Here is a 19,325-nt window from a genome sequence, read left to right as displayed (position 1 = left end):
GTAATTTAAAAAGCTGTCTTTAGCTCCTGTAATTCTGTTACTCAAGTCCTTTTATATAATTTTTCCAAAAATGCTTAGTCTTCTTTTTTTCAAATCCATGGCATCCAAATGGTAATTTGAAATTATTTAGCTTCAGGCCCAATTTCGGCTTTCTATCCAATGAAAATCCTGCAGCAGTTTTTACATCAGGAATTTTAAACGAGGCATATTTTGGAGCTACTAAAGACCAAAATACATCCTCAATCCCATATAATTTATGGTGACTGTTTAAGTCGATAAGACTTTTATGATCTTGAATAAAATTTAAAAATGAATTCACTTTTCTCAATGATAAGCCTCCATTACCAACTTTATTGAAGATTGCTTCTCTATCCTTTACCTTTTTCGATCTGAAAAGTTTAGCCAAAAAGCTTTCGTCCCTCAACCAAGGTGCCCCGATGTAATCATAATTTTGATCACACCAAAATGCCAAATTATCACTAAAAAGATAAGCATCTAATTGATGAATCAAAATAAACCTATGGGCTTCAAATCTTTTATAAAATTCAAAGCTAAGCAGTAACCTGTTATATCCAGAAATGCTTGAAAAAAAATAATCATCAAATCTTTCGGTATTAAGACTTTGTAATTGAACAGGCAAATGAAGATGTTTTGGGCAAATAATGCTTATTTGATTTTTATTGTAAAGTTCAAATAAGTTTTCAAAGACTAATTTTTCGTTGTGAGTCAGTTTATCTTTGTAAACTGGAACTATAATTACATATTTGCTTTCTGGATTTTGTTTCAATTTAAAAAATTAGAAATTAACTACTGTTTTACAAATGTAATCAACTAAAAAGATTTTTATATTAAAAAACTAAATCCAATAAATAACTCATAATTGTAATTCTTATTATTTAATCTATACTATGTCTTATAAAGTTTCAAAAAACTTTGAAAATCATCTCAGTTCAATATTAGACCTTATAAATACTTTTGATTCTATAGGAACTGTATTTGGAAATAGCGATAGAAATGTTATTAAAACTGTTGATTTTGAAGGTTTAACTTTGAACATAAAATCCTTTAAGGAGCCTCATTTTATCAATCAAATTGCTTATCAATATTTCAGGAAATCCAAAGCCAGGCGCTCCTTTGAGTATGCCACTATCTTAAAGGAAAAAGGAGTTGCAACACCAAATCCAATCGCTTATTTTGAATTCAAAAAGGGAATTGGTTTTGGAAAGTCATTTTATATCAGTGAACACTTGACGCCAGATCTCACATACAGAGAGTTAGTACATCAGCCTGGAATTCCAAATCATGAACATATTTTAAGAGCTTTTACACGTTTCACCTTTCAACTTCATGAGAAAGGAGTGGAATTCCAAGATCATTCTCCGGGAAATACGCTTATTTTTTTAGGAGAAGACAAAATCAAATTTTCTCTTGTAGATCTTAATAGGATGAAATTTAAAGAGTTGAATTTTCAGGAACGCATGTTTAATTTCAGAAGACTTACACCAAAAAAAGATATGGTAGAAGTTATGAGTGATGAATATGCAAAACTTATAGATAAGCCAAAAGCCGAAGTCTTTAAGCTGATGTGGGAGTTTACGTCAGAATTTCAACGAAAATTTCATCAAAAGCAAAAGCGGAAAAAAAAAATAAAATCACTTTTTTGAAATTTCTTTCAGTATAGGATAACGCTTATAAACACTCAGGGCATTAAGATAGCAAATAATAAAGCCTTTTCTTCCATCCAAAATCCCCATTCTTAGAATGTAAGCATGCAGAAATTTATAAAGAGGTTTAATGACATAATGAAAAGCATTCGGTTTTACTCCTTTATTATGTAATTCTTTGGCTTTCAGGTGTGCATAGTTTACCATTTTTTGCTTGTAAGACTTAAAGCTATGATAAGAGTAATGTATCAGTTTATTTTTTAGGGAGGAAACACTACCTTCCACTTTTAGAACTTCATGCACTAGTCGATCTTCAGTATATTTTGATTTCTTTTTCTTGAAAAGCCGAATATTTTTGTCAGTCTGCCAACCGCTGAAATGCAGAGGTTCATTTTTAAACATGAATTTTCTATAGAAATAGTATGCGTCTTCAGTATTCTCTTGATTTATGGTTGATACTATTTCTTCCCTTAGGGGTGTGGTAACCCTTTCATCGGCATCTAAAAAAAGAATCCATTCATAGTTTGCCTTGCTTAAAGCAAAATTTCTTTGCTTGGTAAAATCCTCGAAAGGATGTTGAAAGACCTTGACATTGGGATATGAATTTGCAATTAAAACAGTTTCATCCTCAGAAAAAGAATCTACAACGATGATTTCATCGGCAAAACTCAAATTTTCAATAACAAAGCCAATATTTTTTGCTTCATTAAGTGTAATAATCAGTGCCGAGATTTTGGGCATAATAGATTTGGTTGATTGGGAATATTGAGTCTGCAAATGTAAAATATTGTTGTAGTTTATAGATAATAAATTGATAATTGATTTGAGAAGTTTTAAAATAAATTAGTTTTGTAGTAGAACTTAAAAATATGAGAGCATCTGTTATTATAAGTACTTATAACTCTCCGGAATGGTTAGAAAAAGTCTTATGGGGTTATAGTGTGCAGACCGTCTCAGATTTTGAAATTATTATAGCAGATGACGGCTCTACACATGAGACAAAAAAAATGGTAGAGGCCATTTCCGGAAAAACTCAGCTCTCAATCACTCACGTATGGCATAAGGATGAAGGTTTTCAGAAAACACGAATACTTAATAAAGCTATATTAGCAACAACAACAGATTATTGTATATTCACAGACGGCGACTGTATTCCCAGGATGGATTTTGTGGAAGCACATCTGTCTCACAGGTCTTTTAATCGTTTTTTATCTGGCGGACATTTTCCTCTTTCTTTGCAATTATCTTCACTTATTTCAAAAAACAATATTTTAAATCAGGAATGTTTTGATTTATCATGGCTAAAAAGACATGGCCTTAAAACAAATTTTAAGAACATAAAACTCAGCAAGAGTAAAGCTATTGCTAAGCTTATGAATTTCATTACAACAACGAAACCAAGTTGGAACGGCGGTAATGCTTCTGCATGGAAAAAAGATATTCTCATTGTGAATGGTTTTGATGAGCGAATGAAATATGGTGGAGAAGACAGAGAGTTTGGAGAACGGCTAATCAATTATGGGATTAAACCTAAAAGGGTGCGTTATTTTGCCATTTGTGCTCATTTGGAACATGAGAGAGGTTATGTTAATGATGAAGCTTGGCAAATCAACAATAAAATAAGAGAAATAACTCGGAAAGAAAAAAAAGTGAAAACTTTATACGGCCTCAATTTACATGTTTAGCTAAAAACACCTTCAGAGAGTCAAAAAAAAGGTCAGGAGTGAATTCTTCATATATTTCATTTGCTTTTTTTGAAGTTTGATTTTCGAAATGCTTTGCATTAAAGTCTTTTAAATGAACGGATACATGCTTTAACGTTGTGTTTTCGAATCCATTCCATCCTTCTTTTTTAATTCGAGGAGAAAATATTGAAAACGTTGGGATATCCAAAGCTTTCCCCATATTAGTAGCCCCACCTTCATTGCCAATTATAGCCTTGCAAAATTTTGCAATAGACATAAATTCTCTTAACCCTCCAATTTCAAAATCAAGTAAAATTTTTTGCCTGGTTCTTTCCTCACAAAGTAAAAAAAGCTTTTCGATGGACTTGATTTGTGCGGGCATAAAATTCAAAATTAATAAAGCCTTGCTGTGAAGAGTTATAAAATCTAAAACTTCAGCCATAAAGGTTAAGGGGTAAGTTTTAGTCTCGTTACTTCCTAAAGCACTAATCATCACAACAGGCTGGCTTTCTTTTGTCTGGATAGCTCGAATTCTTTCTTTTGCATTATTAAGCTCATGAGCCGTAAGATGAATCTTAGGTTGATTGCTATATAGCTTAGAATGATTAAAAGCTTTTACGAGATTCAAACGGTTTTCTATTGCAGATCCTAAACCAAATTCCGGATAGTCTGAAATATTTACAGTTGATGTACAAATGAAATTGCTTATAGGTTTATTCCAACCGATTTTGGTTTTAGCGCCAGAAAAAACACTTATTAAATTACTTTCAAGTTTACCGTAAGCATCGATAACTACATCATATTTTGCCTTTCTGATTTGTTTGAGGAATTTGTAAAACTCTAACTTATTAGATCTATAAACGTCTTCAAAGATGATAACTTCATCTATGTAAGGATTATTTTCAATGACTGGAAGTGTAAACCTGTTGACTAGGTAATGAATTTCTGCCTCTGGATAATTCAGCTTTAAGTTTTCACAAATAAGACTGGAGACAAGAACGTCTCCGATCATTTTTTGCTGGATAACCAATATTTTAAATTCCTCTATAGCCCCTCCAAAAGAGGGCTTATTCCTCCCCTCCCGATAGATATCGGGACCCTCCCGAGGAGTGGCTTTTTTTGAGTTAACTTTTATCTTTTTCTTTTCCATAATGTTATTAAGTCCCTCCCCTTGGGGGATCCCCTGATTGCTATCGGGAGGGAGAGGCTTTTTACACCGCTACATCATATGTTCTTAGTGCATCATTAAGCGATGTTTTCTTATTGGTGCTTTCTTTTCGTTTTCCAATAATTAAAGCACAGGGGACATTGTATTCTCCAGCGGGAAATTTTTTGGTATAACTTCCGGGAATCACTACAGATCTAGAAGGGACCACGCCTTTCATTTCCACGGGTTCAGGTCCTGTCACATCTATAATTTTTGTTGAAGCCGTTAATACGACATTAGCACCGAGTACAGCTTCCTTTTCAACACGTACACCTTCAACTACAATGCTTCTTGATCCTAAAAAGGCATTGTCTTCTATAATAACAGGTGCGGCTTGTAAGGGTTCTAAAACGCCGCCAATGCCAACACCTCCAGATAAGTGAACATTTTTACCAATTTGAGCACAGCTTCCAACGGTTGCCCACGTATCTACCATGGTACCTTCATCTACGTAAGCTCCGATATTGACATAACTAGGCATCATGATAACCCCGCTCGAAATATAGGCGCCATGTCTTGCCACGGCATTGGGGACTACACGTATTCCCTTTTCTTTATATCCTGTTTTCAATGGCATTTTATCGTGGTATTCGAAAATACCTGCTTCCAAGGTTTCCATTTTCTGAATCGGGAAATAAAGAACAACACCTTTTTTCACCCATTCATTCACCAGCCAGCCTTCTTTGGTTGGTTCTGCGCAACGCAACTCACCGCTATCCAGTTTGGAAATGACAGCTCGAATAGCCTCAATGGTTTCTTTTTCCTGAAGTAAGTCTCTGTTGTCCCAAGCTCTGAGTATTTTTTGTTTTAAATCGTCCATGTCTGTTTTTTTTTGCGAAGATAAGGTTTATGGTTAAATTCATTATAGTTCGCTATGCCTTATATTTGCTGCTTAACTATGCTTATGAAAACTAAAGTTTTAGCCTTAGATTTTGGAATAAAGCGAACGGGATTGGCTATTTCTGATGAAATGAAGATGATCGCTTCCGGTCTAAAAACTGTAGACTCTAGAACTTTAATGGAAGAACTAAAAGCTATAATTCCTTCAGAATCTATTGATACACTTGTTGTCGGCGAACCCAAATTCACTGATGGGAAACCTATGCAGCTTGAAAAAAATATTTTGCTTTTTATAGAAGACGTTCAAAAGTTGTTTCCCGCTCTGAAAATCGTTAGAATGGACGAGCGCTTTACTTCAAAGATGGCTTTTCAAACGATGATAGATTCAGGGCTCAAAAAAAAGAAAAGACAAAATAAAGGCTTGGTCGATGAAATAAGTGCTACCATTTTACTTCAGAGTTATTTAAAATAAGCTTATTGCTTTTAAAATTTTCAAATGACAAATTCAGAATAAATAAAACCTGTATTTTTGCAGAATTAAACCATAAAGGGTTTTTACCCTCTCACTAAAATTGAGATAATGACATTACCTATTGTAGCTTACGGTTCTCCTGTGTTGAAAAAGAAAGCTGTAGAGATTTCTAAGGATTATCCCAAGCTAGATGAACTCATCGATAATATGTTTGAAACCATGTATAATGCCAGTGGAGTTGGACTCGCAGCTCCTCAGATTGGATTATCCATTCGCCTTTTTATAGTGGATGCCAAACCTTTTGCAGAAGATGATTCCCTCAGCGATAAGGAAAGAAAGGAATTGGAGTCATTCAGGCGCGTGTTTATCAATCCTAAAATTACAGAGGAAACCGGTATCGAATGGGATTTTAATGAAGGCTGTTTGAGTATACCAGACATACATGAAGATATTTTCAGAAAACCTGTCATAAAAATTGATTATTTAGACGAAAACTTCGAAGCACAAACAGAAGTATTATCGGGACTGCCAGCCAGAGTTGTCCAGCATGAATATGATCATATCGAAGGCATTTTATTTACAGATAGAATTTCTAGTCTTAAGAAAAGGTTGATAAAAAGTAAATTGAATAATATATCTAAAGGTAAAATAGATGTTGGATATAAAATGAAATACCCCTTAGCTAAAAAAAGCCGCTAAACCTATTCCAGAAAATAAACAATTCGCATATTTGCCAGCCAAAAAAATAAACAATGAAATTAGACAAAATATTATCTATATCTGGGAAACCAGGACTTTACGAACTTAAAGCTCAAACTCGCGGTGGTTTTCTTGCCGAATCCTTTATCGACGGTAAAAAAATTCCAGTAAGTATGAGAAATAACGTAAGTATTCTTAGTGAAATCGCTATTTACACGTATACTGAAGAAATTCCTTTAAGAGAAGTCTTCCAAAAAATTTATGAAAAAGAGGAGGGTAAGCCCTCAATAGATCATAAATCCTCCAAAAACGAATTGACAGACTATTTTAGTGAAATTCTACCTGAATATGATGAGGATAGAGTTTATCCTTCTGATATTAAGAAAGTTATACAATGGTATAATTTGTTAATCTCTAAAAATATAACCGATTTTTCAGACCCAAAGGAGGAAGAAGAAACGAAAGAAGAAGAAAACTAAACATACAAAGTTTCCAAAGCCCTCTGAATGATTTTAGAGGGTTTTTTGATGGATATCCTTACCTTTAAATTAAAAACGATGCACAACAGGCAACAACAACTCGAGGCTTTTGAGAGACTTCTGGATATCATGGACGAATTGAGAGAGAAATGTCCCTGGGATCGCAAGCAAACCATGGAATCCTTAAGAAACCTTACGGTTGAAGAAGTATATGAGTTAGGAGATGCAATTTTAGAAAAAGATTTAGAAGAAATAAAAAAAGAGCTTGGAGATGTTTTGCTTCACATTGTATTTTATTCTAAAATAGGTAGCGAAACCGACGATTTCGATATTGCCGATGTGATCAATTCACTTTGCCGGAAACTCATCGACAGACATCCACACATCTATGGAGATGTTGAAGCAAACGATGAAACTCAGGTTAAAGCAAACTGGGAAAAGCTAAAGCTGAAAGAAGGAAACACAAGTGTTTTACAAGGCGTTCCCAAATCGCTTCCTGCCCTTATCAAGGCAAGCCGGATACAGGATAAAGCAGCTGGCGTTGGCTTTGACTGGGAAGATCCCGCACAAGTTTTTGAAAAAGTGGAGGAAGAACTTGCTGAACTACAGGACGAAGTCCATAACAGGGATCAGGATAAAATGGAAGAAGAATTTGGGGATGTCCTGTTCTCCATGATCAATTATGCAAGATTTTTAAAGATAGATCCTGAGACTGCTTTGGAGCGTACTAATAAAAAATTCATGTTTAGATTTCAATATTTGGAGAAGAAAGCCAGAGCACATAATTTAGACTTATCTGAAATGTCGTTGACTGAAATGGATAAATTCTGGAATGAAGCTAAAAGCATAAAGCTTTAATAAAATGCAAAACCAATAAGTTAAACCTATCTTTATTTTGGGTTTAGAATTTCCACAGATATATTAATTCATTATTATTGTCTTTTAAATCAAATCAAAATCAAAATCATGAAAAAAGTAATTTCAACTCTAGGCATAGTTTTATTTACGCTTTTTGCTGCGACTGCTCAAACTGAGGATGCTCAAGTAACAGATGCAGAATTACAAAAATTTGCTGAAGCGTATATGTCAGTTCAACAGATGAATCAAACCATTCAACAGGAAATGGTTGTGGCTATCGAAAAAGAAGGTATGACCCCAGAGCGCTTTAATGAAATTTATCAGGCAGAAATGGACCCTGAAGTAGAAGTTGATGCTACAGCGGAAGAACTTGAACAAAAAGAGGCTGTAATGATAGTCATCAAAGAAATTCAAGCAGCTTCTCAGGCTAAGATGGAAGAAAAAATTAAGGAAAAAGGATTGACTATGCAGAGATTCCAGGAAATTGGAGCTCAGGTGCAACAAAATCCTGAACTACAGCAAAAGCTGCAGGGGATGATGATGAAGCAACAGACGGGTTCAAATCCAATGCAAAAGAATTAAACACTGTTTTTCAAAAAATTATTAAAAAAGGTCAGATGTATATCTGACCTTTTTTAATTTAAAATAAGTCGTTTTACAACGAAATTATCATCCTGAATAATCTTTATAAAATAGCTCCCTCTTGAAAGTTGATTGAGGTTTTCGATGTATTTTTTTTGATGCGTCCTTCTTGTTAGAAGTTTTCGACCTGTAACGTCGTAAACTTCCAAGGTTTTAAGTCCGGTTTTATTAAAATCAAAATGAACTTTTGATTTTTGAGATGGGTTTGGATATAATACGACATCCAATTTATCCTTAAACGAATAATCGGATAAGAGTTGTTTTCCGGTGATTAAAAAATTATCTACTGTCCACCGTGTTGCATTTTCACCCTGTGTAGTATCGTATTTAAAAGCTATATATACCTGGCCGCTCACTGCTGAAATATCGACTGCATTGGCCTCAAAAATAAACAGTGAACTGTTGCCGCTTGGATGAAGCGGTATGGAGATATTTGGAATTTTATTCCATTCAAAATCGGAAGGGTTTCCATTGCCATCGTAAGTTGAGGAGTACAGGAGTTCGAGCTTGGTGTTTCCAAAACTGGCAGACGACCAGAAGCTTAATCTCTCTACCTCATAATCATCAAAGTTTATTTTTTCAGTTGAAATCAGCCAATCCAGACTAGGAACCTGATTTCCATCCCTATAGGCATTGATCTGGTAAGCCTGGGAGTCGTTTTCTCCAAAACTTGTACATTCCCAGATGATGTCACTCACTTCACTTACTCTTGTAAAATCAGTCTGATTTGCGCTACAATTTTCAAAATCTTCAAATACTAAAAGATTGGATTCAGCCAGGGTAGTTACTTCTAAAGTTTGACTAGGTTCCGAAATATTCCCACTTCTATCGACAGCATAGACCCTGAAGTTATACAGGATTTCAGATGAAAGTCCGGTAACGGTGTAGCTGGTGTTAGGAGAGAGAACCTGTTGAATATTCACATTGTCCTGTTCTATAATGTACTCATCTATGCCAATATTGTCCTGAGCAGGATCCCAGATGAGCTTCACGCTAGAATCGGTGATAACATCAGCCTGCAAATTCAGAGGAGCTGTTGGTGCTTCATTATCCGAGGAATTCTCCCAGATTTGGGAAGCAAATTCCGGATGGTCTATCAAAGGATTTCGGTTGCCCTGAAATTGAAAGCCATTGTTGTTTCTATCTATTTCTCTCTGGCTAACCGGGTCGTTATTATGCCAGGACAGCAACAAATCGATATACCATGCCAGGAAAAAATCCCGTGAATTGCCGGCCAAAACTCCATTGCTTTTCCAGCTGCTATTGAATTCGTCTTCATAGCGAATGGCAAAATAGAGAACAGACCTTGCGATATCTCCTTTAAATTCATCAATAGGTTCAAAAACGGTTCCTGTGTAGCCCGGAAATGTATTGGGTCCGCGTTTGGAACCATTGCTTGAGGTATAATCCGGATCGCTTACTTCACCAAAAGGGTAACTTCCTCGAACGCCATTTACATAGCCATCTGATGGCACTACATGAAAATAATCGTTTTTCATAGGAGAATTACTGTTAAAGGTAGATTGTGGAACTAAATGCTCACGGTTATAGCAATCTCCTTCACTGTTGTAGGTCCCGCACTGGTTTTGAAAATGCTCATAATTATAGTCGTCTAGATCATTTATACGCTCAGAATACATGTCTAAGACCGTAGCATCTTTTTCAAAATAATGATCCGTATCCCCGCTGTTTTGAGAACCGTATGCCGTGTATAAAGCCCCGTAACCCTGATCCTGATGATAAGGTTGACCGTTGCCGTCATTTACATCATCAATAATAGTTTTTAGAGCTGTTTTTAGCTCATAACCAGAAAGGCCCTGGGCATCACTATAATAGTTTGCAGGCACTTGTGCAAGGCTGAAATTCCATGAAAAAAAAAGGAAGGGTAGGAGGAAATATTTCATTTGAGACGGAAAAATATAATATGGATTAACTGGTTTTTTGAAGAACAGCATAATAAAAACCATCGAAACCAGACTTATGGGCGAGAATTTTTTCGTCGCTTTTCTTTTCAAAAGCATTTCCAGATTCGGAATTTAAAAATTCCTGAACTTGCATCTGGTTTTCTGAAGGCAAAATAGAACAGGTGGCATAAACCAATAATCCTCCGGGTTTCACCATTTTGCTATAGTCCTGAAGTAAGTCCTGTTGTTTTTTTCTAATCTCGACTAAAAATTCCGGAGTCAATTTCCATTTTGCATCTGGATTTCGACGTAAAACTCCAAGTCCTGTACATGGAGCATCAATAAGTACTCGATCTGCAGAATCATGTAGTTTTTTGATGACTTTGGTGGAGTCTATGACCCGTGTCTCCAGGTTATGAGCACCAGCTCTTTTTGCTCTGCGTTTTAATTCTTTCAATTTATTGGCATAGATATCCATAGCGATAATCTGCCCTTTGTTTTCCATTAGGGCTGCCATGTGAAGCGATTTGCCACCTGCACCAGCACATGCATCTACAACACGCATCCCCGGCTCGAGTTCAAGCGCATGCGCTACTTTTTGAGAAGACCCGTCCTGAACCTCAAAAAGACCTTTTTTGAAAGCTTCAGTTTTAAATACATCAGCTCGTTCGTAAAGTTCTAGGGCCTCGGGATAGCCTTTCACCATTTTGGTCGGGATAAATTCCTCATCCAAAATGAGCTGTAGTTTTTTAGGTGTAGTTTTTAACGTATTTGTTCTAAGTATGACTTTAGCCTGCTCGTTTAGAGCTTTGATTTCTGGTTCCCATAGCTTGCCCAGTTCTTTTCGACCAAGTTCATCGAGCCAGTCTGGTATGGATTCAGCGTATTTGGTAATTTTGGACAGTTCGTCGAATCTGCCTTTAATACGTCGGGTAGGGGTGTCCTCAAATTGTTTCCAGTCTGGAATTTCTATCCCTTTTAAGGTTGCCCAAACTGTAAATAACCTAAACAGATTTGGTCTTGAATAAGGCGGGTTAACGTCTGCAATTTCAGAATACAATCTTTTCCATCTAACGATGTCATAAGTCGTTTCTGCGATAAAACCACGGTCTCTGGACCCCCAGCGTTTGTCGCGTTTTAAGGTGTTTGATATCTCTTTGTCGGCATACTTGCCTTCGTTGAAAATAAGGTGTAAGGTGTCTATGACGGCGAAAACTAAATTTCTGTGTAAGCGCATGATTATGATTTAATCTGCAAAAATAGATATTTAGTCCTTAGAAGACTTATCAGAACGGTATTGTTTCAAAAGTTTTTTATGAAAATCATATTCTGCTTTTTTCAGCATCATGATTTGTTTCGCAGAGATTACCTCTTTTAAATCATTTACGAAATCCACTCTATAATCCACTCTCGCTTGTTTATAAGCCATGTAATCATTTAAAAGTCTTTCTGCCTCTGCCGGATTCAAATCTTTAACATTATTTAACCTGGATTTTATTTGATTCCATTCAGTAGATCTGAGGTTTTCATATCTAGTATTGTGATCGTTATAAACAGGCCAAAATCTCTTGGCTTCACTAGCTGTAAGATTCAGCTCTTTAGTGAAGAAGGCAATTTTTAATTGTTCGATTTTATCGTCTTTCGCATCCTGAGCTTTTGCGTAAAAGCTGAAAATAAACGTGAATAAAATCAGAAATATTGTTTTTTTAGTCATTGTCAAAATCTTGATCCTCAAGCTTGTCGTTGAGGTATTCTATAATATCCTTATCTTCTAAAGTTGTAATATTCTCCTCCACTAGTTTCTTAACAGAGGTGTTTTCATAATCGATAAACTCATCAGGACTATCCAAATGGGTGTCTAAATACCTTTCAATCATATCATTATTCAAATCTGAAAACTGTATGTCTTTTTTAGGACTTATTTCGTCGATATACATTGCACCAACAATGGCAAAGGCGACAATAGAGGCCGCTGCTATCCATTTGGTCATTTCCTTTAAACGAATGACTCTGGTTTGTTTTTCTTCTGAAGGCGTTTCAAGTTTAAAATCAGCTAAGTATGCTTTAGGTGTTTCAAAACCAGTTTTTTTTGAATAAGTGTCTGATTTTAAATTGGTTAATACAGAAGCCTCCAAAGAACTAAAGTAGTCTTTAGGGATCCTGAATCCGGATCTTTTCTGGTGTATGTTTTGAGGTCTTGCCATTACTTTTTAGACTATATTTTAAATGAAAGGTTTAATTCTCTTTTAAAAATCTTTCTACTTTCTTTCTGGCGTGGTGAAAGTTAGACTTTAACGCACCTACACTGGAATTTAATATCTCCGACATCTCCTCATATGGTATTTCTTCAAAGTAACGCATACTAAATACGATTTTCTGTTGCTGAGGCAAGGCTTCAATTGCTTTTTGCAGCTGAAGCTGGATTTCATCGCCTTCAAAATAAACATCGCTTTCTAGTGAATCCAAAAGATAATCATTTAATTCCTGATCTGAAAGTTTCATTTTTTTGGCTTTCTTATTCAAAAATGTGATGGACTCGTTGGTGGCTATCCTGTACATCCAGCTGAAAAGTTTGCTATCTCCTTTAAAGGATTTGATGTTTTTAAACACCTTTATAAATGTGTTTTGCAGCACATCATCGGCATCTTCGTGTAGTTTCACTATGGTTCTAATATGCCAATAGAGTCGTACTTTATGTTCAGATATAAGAGCCTGAAAGGCCTCATCAGTTTTGATGCCTTTTTGTAAATTCTCAATGATATCCTCTTCTTTCAATGCTTTTGTTATTCAAAGGATTGCATATCGACAAGCTTTTTGTATATACCCTTGCTTGTCATCAGTTCATCATGTTTTCCCTGTTCTACGATTTCACCCTGGTGTAAAACAAGAATTGTATCCGCATTTCTAATAGTAGACAGTCGGTGAGCGATGACAATAGAGGTTCTGTTTTGCATCATATTTTCCAGTGCTTTTTGAACCAGCTGTTCACTTTCTGTATCCAGTGCTGAAGTAGCTTCATCTAAAATCATAATGGGTGGATTTTTTAATACTGCGCGAGCTATAGAAATTCTCTGCTTCTGACCCCCACTTAATTTACCGCCACTATCGCCAATGTTGCTGTCGATTCCTTTAGGAAATGCATTCACAAAATCATGTGCATTGGCTATTTTGAGGGCCTCAACCAGTTCTTCATCCGAAGCATCCGGCTTTGCGATTTTGAGATTTTCTTTGATGGTGTCATTAAATAAAATTGAATCTTGTGTCACCAAGCCCATCAAGTCTCTTAAGGAATTCTGGGTTATTTGTTTGATGTTGACCCCATCGATTTTAATTTCGCCTTCCTCGATATCATAAAATCGAGTGACTAGATTGGCGATGGTCGATTTTCCGCTTCCGGACTGTCCAACCAATGCAATAGTTTTTCCTTTTTTTACAGTTGCACTAAAATTTTTGAGCACGTATTCTTTTTCATACCTGAAAGAAACCTGCTCAAAGGTCAGTTCTGAAGTAAATGCGTCTTTAGTGACTGCGTCTTCCTTATCCTGGATCGTGTTGTCAGTTTCAAGAATTTCCAATACTCGCTCCGCAGCAGCATTTCCTTTTTTAACATTATAAAGTGCTTTAGAAATGCCCTTAGCAGGAGTCAGGACATTATAAGCTAGACCCATGTAGACGATAAATGTACTCCCGTCCAAAGTTCCATCGATCAAAACCATTCTACCACCGTACCATAATAAAACTGCAATCACACTGATTCCTAAAAACTCACTGGCAGGTGAAGCTAAGTTCTGCCGATTCAAGAGTTTATTGGAAAAGTCATAAAAATTTTGAGTGGAAGCTTTGAATTTTTTGTAGAAAATAGATTCAGCATTAAAGCCTTTGATGATTTTTAACCCCCCCAGGGTTTCTTCCAAAATGGATAAAAACTGGCCTTGTTCTTCCTGGACTTTATCCGATTTTTTTTTGAGGGATTTCCCTATCAAAGAAATAATAAAGCCTGAAATTGGAATAAAAATGAAGACAAAAATGGTCAATTCCCAACTGAGGACAAGCATGGCTCCAATGGTGAATAAAATCGTGAGCGGTTCCCTTACAATCAATTCTAAAATGGATAAAAACGAGTGCTGTATTTCCAAAACATCACTGGTTATCCTGGCAATGGTATCGCCTTTACGCTTTTCAGAATAATGGGAAAGCGGTAATTCTATGGTTTTTTTATAGAGTGCATTTCTTAAGTCTTTCAAAACTCCATTTCTCAAGAACGTGATAAAATACATCGCAATGTAGTTGGAGATGTTTTTGAGAAAAAATAAGATGATAACTAAGCTGATAACAAGTATTAAAGCTAAGGAAGCATCATCCTGAGCATATTCATTCACCTGAAAGGACAGGTAGTCTTTAAAGTAATCTTTAGCTTTGCCTATACCCTTATATACGGGGGGCTCTGTAACTATTTCGGCGTCTTTTCCTTTAAACAGCACATCCAGCATGGGAATAAGCGCTATAAAGGATAAGGCACTGAAGAGGGCATAAAAAGCATTGGCAATAATATTGAGTATGGCGTACTTCTTATAGGGCTTCGCAAAGCGAAGTATTTTTTTAAAATATGTCATAATTTTTTCTAGTCCGTAAGTCCTAAATCAGTTTTTATAGCCTTAATTTTCAAATCCAATTCTTTATCAACGGTTTCAAAGTTTGAAACCTCTTCCAAAGTTGTATTCACACTGATGTAAAATTTGATTTTAGGCTCGGTCCCGCTGGGTCTGGCTGCAACTTTGGTTCCGTTTTCGGTATAGTAAATGAGAACATTGGACTTTGGTATGTCTATCTCGTGAGATTCGTGCGATTGTAAGTTTTTAGCTTTAGAAGTTTGGTAATCTTCTATTAAAACGACCTGTTCACCAGCAATTTCCTTCAGTGGATGCTCTCTCAAATCTATCATTTTCTGTTTGATTTCTTCAGCACCTTCGAGTCCGCGTTTTACCAGGGAGACTAAGTTTTCTTTGAAAAACCCATGCGCTTTATAAATTTTGATGAGCTGTTCATATACAGAAGTTCCCTGAGACTTCAACTCAGCAGCCATTTCGCATACCAGTAAAATTGCCGTATTGGCATCTTTATCTCTTACAAAATCACCTACCATGTAGCCAAAACTCTCTTCACCACCGCCTATATAATCCAATTCCGGATGGTCTTTAATCAGTTTAGCAATCCACTTAAAGCCTGTCAGACTTTCCATGTATTTCACTCCGTAAGCTTCGGTAAGCACTTGCATAAGCGGAGTGGAAACAATGGTTGAGGCCACAAAATGAGAATCTTTAAGGTTTCCGCTTTGCTTCATTTTATCGAGCAAATACCAGGTCATCAGTACCATGGTCTGATTGCCGTTAAGCAGTGTCAATTCGCCTTGCTTATTTCTTACGGCAATGCCAAGCCTGTCCCCATCAGGGTCTGTGCCAATGGCAAGATCACTGTCTTGCTTGTCAGCAAGTTTGATAGCCATTTCTAAAGCTTCCGGCTCTTCCGGGTTGGGAGATTTTACAGTTGGGAACTCCGGATCCGGTTCAGACTGAGCCTCTACCAGCTGGAGATTTTGGTAGCCTGCCTTTTCCAAAAGTGCCGGAACGGTTGTAATCGAGGTTCCATGTAAAGCGGTGAATGTGATGTTTAGATTTTTTTTGACTTCAGCAGAAAGATTAAAATTGACATTTTTCACTGCTTCGTCTAAATAGGCATTTTCAACAGATGCGTCGAGTGTTTTTATCAATTTTGAATTTCCGTTGAAATTGATATCTGTAAAATCTAAACCATTAATTTCCGAAATGATTTCCCTGTCCTGTGGAGGTACAAGTTGTCCTCCATCTTTCCAATAGACTTTGTAGCCATTATATTCTGGCGGATTGTGACTTGCTGTTAACATAATTCCACAGTGGCAGTCCAGATGTCGTACAGAGTAGGATAGGAGCGGAGTCGGTCTTAATTCTGGAAAGATATACACCTGTATTCCGTTGGCAGAAAACACATCGGCAACATGGTGGGCAAAAGCTTTGCTGTTGTGCCTGCAGTCATAGGCTATGACTACTTTAAGTGTTTCATCAGGGAACGCAGATTTCATATAATTTGAAATTCCCTGGGTGTTTTTACCTAAGGTATATTTGTTGATTCGATTGGTGCCAACCCCCATGATTCCACGCATGCCGCCAGTTCCAAAACTCAGGTTCTGGAAAAAGCTTTCCTCCAGAAGTTTTTGGTCGGTATCCATAAGTTTTTGTACCTCTTTTACGGTATCCTTATCAAAAGTATCTGTTAGCCAGGATTTAGCCTTATCTAATATGTTACGCATAATCTTTTAAATTATATTTTTTCAGAAATTGAATACTGTTTTTGTTTATGTTTTGTCCTCAGAAATAATTCCCCCAGAAAACCCGCTAAAAACATTTGCACACCTATAATCATAGATGACAAAGCTATATAAAACCAAGGATTATCTACTACTAGAATATTAGGTAAACCATTCCAAAGCTTGTAAAGTTTGGAAGCGCCAATCCATACCGCAGAAAGAAATCCTACAAAAAACATCAAAACACCGATGGCGCCAAATAAATGCATGGGGCGTTTTCCGAATTTTGAAAAGAACCATAAAGTGACAAGATCCAGAAATCCATTGATGAAGCGTTCTGCGCCAAATTTGGTTTTCCCGTATTTTCTAGCCTGGTGTTGAACGATTTTCTCATCGATTTTTGTAAACCCGGCCTGCTTGGCAAGGACAGGAATATAGCGATGCATTTCTCCGTTGACATTGATATTCTTGACGACATCAAGCTTGTAAGCTTTTAACCCACAATTGAAATCATGTAGTTTTAAGCCGGAAGTCATTCGTGCAGCCTTATTGAAAAGCTTAGAAGGTAAATTTTTAAAAAGCACAGAGTCATATCTCTTTTTTTTCCAGCCTGAAATGAGATCGTAATCTTCCGTTTTGATAAGATGAAATAACTCTGGAATTTCTTCAGGATTGTCTTGGAGATCTGCATCCATAGTAATGACTACATCCCCTTTTGCTTCTATGAAACCGGCGTGTAGGGCTTGAGATTTTCCGTAGTTTTTTCTAAAATTGATACCTCTTACGGTTTCAAATTCAGAAGAGAGTTTTTTTATTATTTCCCAGGAGCCGTCTGTACTTCCGTCGTTGATAAAAATAATTTCATAAGTGAACTTGTTGTTCTGCATCACGTCTCTAATCCAACTATGAAGCTCTTTTAGGGATTCAGATTCATTAAGCAAAGGAATGACAATCGATAAATCCATAGGATCAATTGTTTCGTTTTATCATCCCAACGATAAGACCAACCAAAAAGGTTTTAAAAATAATGGAGATCAGGCCAAATGTGGCAAGCACAAAGGGGGATGTAAAAATACCAGATAAACCTTTTGTCATTTCAGCTTCTTCTTCACTCATTTGTTGTTGCTGGATTTCAGCTTCCATACTGGCTTTCATGTCTGCAATAAATTCGGGTTGAATAAATTCATAATGAATATAGGTATAGAAGGCATAGATTAAACCGCCAATGACTCCAATGGATAAGCCTAATTTAATAGAGGTTGTTAGGTCTATAAGACCCTCATTATCTATTTTATAAAGATGAATGGCATACCAGACAATAGCTACCGTGATGACAAAATTCATAATTGAAATCAAGGTGTTGGACTCATAATTGAATGCATAAAGCAAAACTAAAATGAGAATAGAATAAGCTCCAAAGAGGGAGCCAAATCTCGTAGCGTAAGGTTTTACAGGAATATCTTGATGCATATAGAGGTTTTGTAATCAGCAAATATAAACAATAGCCTACATTTTAAAGGTTTTAATTCCTTCTCTTAGTTTTACTTTTCATCTGAAATGGCTTCAGTAAGCATCTCTTTCAGGTTTTTTGTGATTTTGGCGGGTAAGTCATTTTCAAATTCTTCTTCATGTAATTTTGCCGTAAAGGACACATCATGAAAATGAACTGAAACTTGCTCGTCTTCATTTCCTTGAACAAGTACTTTGAGCGGAAGGTCAATGGAAAAATTAGGATTTTGCTTCATAAGCTGAGTGCCTACTTTTGGATTACCAAACACGAATAAATGAAGAGGCTTAAGCTTAATACTTATTTTTTCAGCATCTTTTGAAAAATCTTTAGATTCAAAAAGTGTTAAATCGTCATTGTTCTCAATCATTTTTCCAATCGAAGTAACGGTCTGCTTATAATCTTTCGAACTTTTTAAAGTAACTATACCATTATAATCTAAAGAATCTATTGGAGAGGTTTGAGTATAAGCTGCCTTGCTGCTTTGCTTTAAAAAGGTTTCCGAAAGAGCCCCAATGCTTCTCAAAGCAGCACTTTTAGGTAAGTTGTAGCGTTTCAAAAAATAATCTTCACTTCTTGCTACAACAAATTTTTCACCATCAACATTGTAAAATCCTATTCTCACAGGAAATTCTAAAGCCGTCAATGGGTTTACTTCAATTATTGGCACACTATATCTTGGATTATCTATGAAAAACACCTGGTTAAAATCTAATTCAAGGTCGATTTTTTTTGCATTTTGTGCGTGATCTATGTCTGTAGAAATTTCCAGAGTACTGTCAGTGTTTACATAGGATTTAAAATCTTTTGCTGCTTCCTTTAAATCGTCCGTTTTGGTGAAAATTAATCCTGGTGAAATTTGTTTATCAATTTTTGAAATATCTTTTTTTTCAGAATTGTCTATGCAGGAAATAATTAAAAAGGATAATATAACTGGAAGTGTAATTTTGAATCTGTAGTGCATTGCTTTTGGTTTTTAACAAATCTACCAAAATAGAAACTATTCGTCTTCGATTTGACCGAATATA

General features: G+C 36.1%; 21 protein-coding genes. 7 read left to right on the top strand and 14 right to left on the bottom strand.

Features of this window, described 5'->3' with window-relative positions:
• Positions 1-37: 37 nt before the first annotated feature.
• Positions 38-787 (bottom strand): DUF5672 family protein, encoded by a 750-nt coding sequence (locus BLP81_RS07950; RefSeq protein ID WP_093367916.1) that lies wholly within the window; start codon positions 785-787, stop codon positions 38-40.
• A gap of 121 nt (positions 788-908) precedes the next feature.
• On the opposite strand from BLP81_RS07950, the gene BLP81_RS07945 reads away from it, so the two are divergent.
• Positions 909-1,664, top strand: a complete 756-nt coding sequence (locus tag BLP81_RS07945) for a lipopolysaccharide kinase InaA family protein (RefSeq protein ID WP_093367915.1) — start codon at positions 909-911, stop codon at positions 1,662-1,664.
• Here BLP81_RS07945 and BLP81_RS07940 read toward each other — a convergent pair.
• On the bottom strand, positions 1,653-2,405 hold the full coding sequence (locus BLP81_RS07940) for a glycosyltransferase family 2 protein (protein ID WP_093367914.1): 753 nt from the start codon (positions 2,403-2,405) through the stop codon (positions 1,653-1,655). The two genes, BLP81_RS07945 and BLP81_RS07940, sit on opposite strands and share 12 nt — an antisense overlap.
• A gap of 128 nt (positions 2,406-2,533) precedes the next feature.
• Here BLP81_RS07940 and BLP81_RS07935 point away from each other — a divergent pair, with 128 nt between their 5' ends.
• Positions 2,534-3,349 carry a glycosyltransferase family 2 protein gene (locus BLP81_RS07935; protein ID WP_093367913.1) on the top strand — a complete coding sequence of 272 codons (816 nt, stop codon included), beginning with the start codon at positions 2,534-2,536 and terminating at the stop codon, positions 3,347-3,349.
• On the opposite strand, the gene BLP81_RS07930 is transcribed toward BLP81_RS07935, so the two are convergent.
• Positions 3,333-4,499: a glycosyltransferase family 9 protein gene (locus BLP81_RS07930; RefSeq protein WP_093367912.1), complete on the bottom strand. Its 1,167-nt coding sequence runs from the start codon at positions 4,497-4,499 to the stop codon at positions 3,333-3,335. The genes BLP81_RS07935 and BLP81_RS07930 overlap by 17 nt on opposite strands.
• A gap of 61 nt (positions 4,500-4,560) precedes the next feature.
• Positions 4,561-5,376: a 2,3,4,5-tetrahydropyridine-2,6-dicarboxylate N-succinyltransferase gene (locus BLP81_RS07925; protein WP_093367911.1), complete on the bottom strand. Its 816-nt coding sequence runs from the start codon at positions 5,374-5,376 to the stop codon at positions 4,561-4,563.
• An 84-nt stretch (positions 5,377-5,460) separates the two neighbouring features.
• Here BLP81_RS07925 and ruvX point away from each other — a divergent pair, with 84 nt between their 5' ends.
• From ruvX to BLP81_RS07900, 5 genes are all read left to right on the top strand, one after another.
• Positions 5,461-5,868, top strand: a complete 408-nt coding sequence (gene ruvX / locus BLP81_RS07920; protein WP_093367910.1) for a Holliday junction resolvase RuvX — start codon at positions 5,461-5,463, stop codon at positions 5,866-5,868.
• 108 nt (positions 5,869-5,976) lie between these two features.
• On the top strand, positions 5,977-6,567 hold the full coding sequence (def, locus tag BLP81_RS07915; protein WP_093367909.1) for a peptide deformylase: 591 nt from the start codon (positions 5,977-5,979) through the stop codon (positions 6,565-6,567).
• Between the two features lie 53 nt (positions 6,568-6,620).
• Entirely contained in the window at positions 6,621-7,046 is a 426-nt protein-coding gene (locus BLP81_RS07910; RefSeq protein WP_093367908.1) for a DUF5606 family protein, read from the top strand.
• 78 nt (positions 7,047-7,124) lie between these two features.
• A complete protein-coding gene (mazG, locus tag BLP81_RS07905) occupies positions 7,125-7,904 on the top strand; it encodes a nucleoside triphosphate pyrophosphohydrolase (RefSeq protein ID WP_093367936.1) in 780 nt (259 codons plus the stop codon).
• Between the two features lie 108 nt (positions 7,905-8,012).
• Positions 8,013-8,486 (top strand): DUF4168 domain-containing protein, encoded by a 474-nt coding sequence (locus BLP81_RS07900; RefSeq protein WP_093367907.1) that lies wholly within the window; start codon positions 8,013-8,015, stop codon positions 8,484-8,486.
• A 53-nt stretch (positions 8,487-8,539) separates the two neighbouring features.
• Here BLP81_RS07900 and BLP81_RS07895 read toward each other — a convergent pair whose 3' ends face one another.
• The 10 genes from BLP81_RS07895 to BLP81_RS07850 form a co-directional block, all read right to left on the bottom strand.
• On the bottom strand, positions 8,540-10,393 hold the full coding sequence (locus BLP81_RS07895; protein WP_245686432.1) for an endonuclease: 1,854 nt from the start codon (positions 10,391-10,393) through the stop codon (positions 8,540-8,542).
• Between the two features lie 82 nt (positions 10,394-10,475).
• A complete protein-coding gene (locus BLP81_RS07890) occupies positions 10,476-11,687 on the bottom strand; it encodes an RsmB/NOP family class I SAM-dependent RNA methyltransferase (protein WP_093367906.1) in 1,212 nt (403 codons plus the stop codon).
• 30 nt (positions 11,688-11,717) lie between these two features.
• Positions 11,718-12,164 (bottom strand): hypothetical protein, encoded by a 447-nt coding sequence (locus BLP81_RS07885; protein WP_093367905.1) that lies wholly within the window; start codon positions 12,162-12,164, stop codon positions 11,718-11,720.
• Positions 12,157-12,654, bottom strand: coding sequence for a hypothetical protein (locus BLP81_RS07880; protein ID WP_093367904.1), 498 nt, complete (start codon positions 12,652-12,654; stop codon positions 12,157-12,159). Before BLP81_RS07880 ends, BLP81_RS07885 begins: the two co-directional genes overlap by 8 nt.
• A 31-nt stretch (positions 12,655-12,685) precedes the next feature.
• Positions 12,686-13,225, bottom strand: coding sequence for an RNA polymerase sigma factor (locus BLP81_RS07875; RefSeq protein WP_093367903.1), 540 nt, complete (start codon positions 13,223-13,225; stop codon positions 12,686-12,688).
• Between the two features lie 8 nt (positions 13,226-13,233).
• Complete coding sequence (locus BLP81_RS07870) at positions 13,234-15,063, bottom strand: ABC transporter ATP-binding protein (protein WP_093367902.1); 1,830 nt, start codon at positions 15,061-15,063, stop codon at positions 13,234-13,236.
• An 8-nt stretch (positions 15,064-15,071) separates the two neighbouring features.
• A complete protein-coding gene (locus BLP81_RS07865; RefSeq protein WP_093367901.1) occupies positions 15,072-16,793 on the bottom strand; it encodes a phospho-sugar mutase in 1,722 nt (573 codons plus the stop codon).
• A gap of 11 nt (positions 16,794-16,804) precedes the next feature.
• Complete coding sequence (locus tag BLP81_RS07860; protein ID WP_093367900.1) at positions 16,805-17,755, bottom strand: glycosyltransferase family 2 protein; 951 nt, start codon at positions 17,753-17,755, stop codon at positions 16,805-16,807.
• Between the two features lie 4 nt (positions 17,756-17,759).
• On the bottom strand, positions 17,760-18,260 hold the full coding sequence (locus BLP81_RS07855) for a DUF4199 domain-containing protein (protein ID WP_093367899.1): 501 nt from the start codon (positions 18,258-18,260) through the stop codon (positions 17,760-17,762).
• A 71-nt stretch (positions 18,261-18,331) separates the two neighbouring features.
• Positions 18,332-19,261, bottom strand: a complete 930-nt coding sequence (locus tag BLP81_RS07850) for a DUF302 domain-containing protein (RefSeq protein WP_093367898.1) — start codon at positions 19,259-19,261, stop codon at positions 18,332-18,334.
• Positions 19,262-19,325: the final 64 nt, after the last annotated feature.

Source organism: Psychroflexus sediminis (assembly GCF_900099815.1).
Taxonomy (GTDB): domain Bacteria; phylum Bacteroidota; class Bacteroidia; order Flavobacteriales; family Flavobacteriaceae; genus Psychroflexus; species Psychroflexus sediminis.
The sequence above is the reverse complement of the archived record's forward strand: the minus strand, read 5'-3'. Positions and strand labels throughout refer to the sequence as shown.

What these genes read in the sequence shown, in the direction of transcription:
- mazG (WP_093367936.1), top strand. Translation starts at nt 7,125, where the DNA reads ATGCACAACAGGCAACAACAACTCGAGGCTTTTGAGAGACTTCTGGAT.
- def (WP_093367909.1), top strand. Translation starts at nt 5,977, where the DNA reads ATGACATTACCTATTGTAGCTTACGGTTCTCCTGTGTTGAAAAAGAAA.
- BLP81_RS07930 (WP_093367912.1), bottom strand. Translation starts at nt 4,499, where the DNA reads ATGGAAAAGAAAAAGATAAAAGTTAACTCAAAAAAAGCCACTCCTCGG.
- BLP81_RS07910 (WP_093367908.1), top strand. Translation starts at nt 6,621, where the DNA reads ATGAAATTAGACAAAATATTATCTATATCTGGGAAACCAGGACTTTAC.
- ruvX (WP_093367910.1), top strand. Translation starts at nt 5,461, where the DNA reads ATGAAAACTAAAGTTTTAGCCTTAGATTTTGGAATAAAGCGAACGGGA.
- BLP81_RS07855 (WP_093367899.1), bottom strand. Translation starts at nt 18,260, where the DNA reads ATGCATCAAGATATTCCTGTAAAACCTTACGCTACGAGATTTGGCTCC.
- BLP81_RS07925 (WP_093367911.1), bottom strand. Translation starts at nt 5,376, where the DNA reads ATGGACGATTTAAAACAAAAAATACTCAGAGCTTGGGACAACAGAGAC.
- BLP81_RS07945 (WP_093367915.1), top strand. Translation starts at nt 909, where the DNA reads ATGTCTTATAAAGTTTCAAAAAACTTTGAAAATCATCTCAGTTCAATA.
- BLP81_RS07865 (WP_093367901.1), bottom strand. Translation starts at nt 16,793, where the DNA reads ATGCGTAACATATTAGATAAGGCTAAATCCTGGCTAACAGATACTTTT.
- BLP81_RS07880 (WP_093367904.1), bottom strand. Translation starts at nt 12,654, where the DNA reads ATGGCAAGACCTCAAAACATACACCAGAAAAGATCCGGATTCAGGATC.
- BLP81_RS07935 (WP_093367913.1), top strand. Translation starts at nt 2,534, where the DNA reads ATGAGAGCATCTGTTATTATAAGTACTTATAACTCTCCGGAATGGTTA.
- BLP81_RS07940 (WP_093367914.1), bottom strand. Translation starts at nt 2,405, where the DNA reads ATGCCCAAAATCTCGGCACTGATTATTACACTTAATGAAGCAAAAAAT.
- BLP81_RS07870 (WP_093367902.1), bottom strand. Translation starts at nt 15,063, where the DNA reads ATGACATATTTTAAAAAAATACTTCGCTTTGCGAAGCCCTATAAGAAG.
- BLP81_RS07885 (WP_093367905.1), bottom strand. Translation starts at nt 12,164, where the DNA reads ATGACTAAAAAAACAATATTTCTGATTTTATTCACGTTTATTTTCAGC.
- BLP81_RS07860 (WP_093367900.1), bottom strand. Translation starts at nt 17,755, where the DNA reads ATGGATTTATCGATTGTCATTCCTTTGCTTAATGAATCTGAATCCCTA.
- BLP81_RS07890 (WP_093367906.1), bottom strand. Translation starts at nt 11,687, where the DNA reads ATGCGCTTACACAGAAATTTAGTTTTCGCCGTCATAGACACCTTACAC.
- BLP81_RS07850 (WP_093367898.1), bottom strand. Translation starts at nt 19,261, where the DNA reads ATGCACTACAGATTCAAAATTACACTTCCAGTTATATTATCCTTTTTA.
- BLP81_RS07900 (WP_093367907.1), top strand. Translation starts at nt 8,013, where the DNA reads ATGAAAAAAGTAATTTCAACTCTAGGCATAGTTTTATTTACGCTTTTT.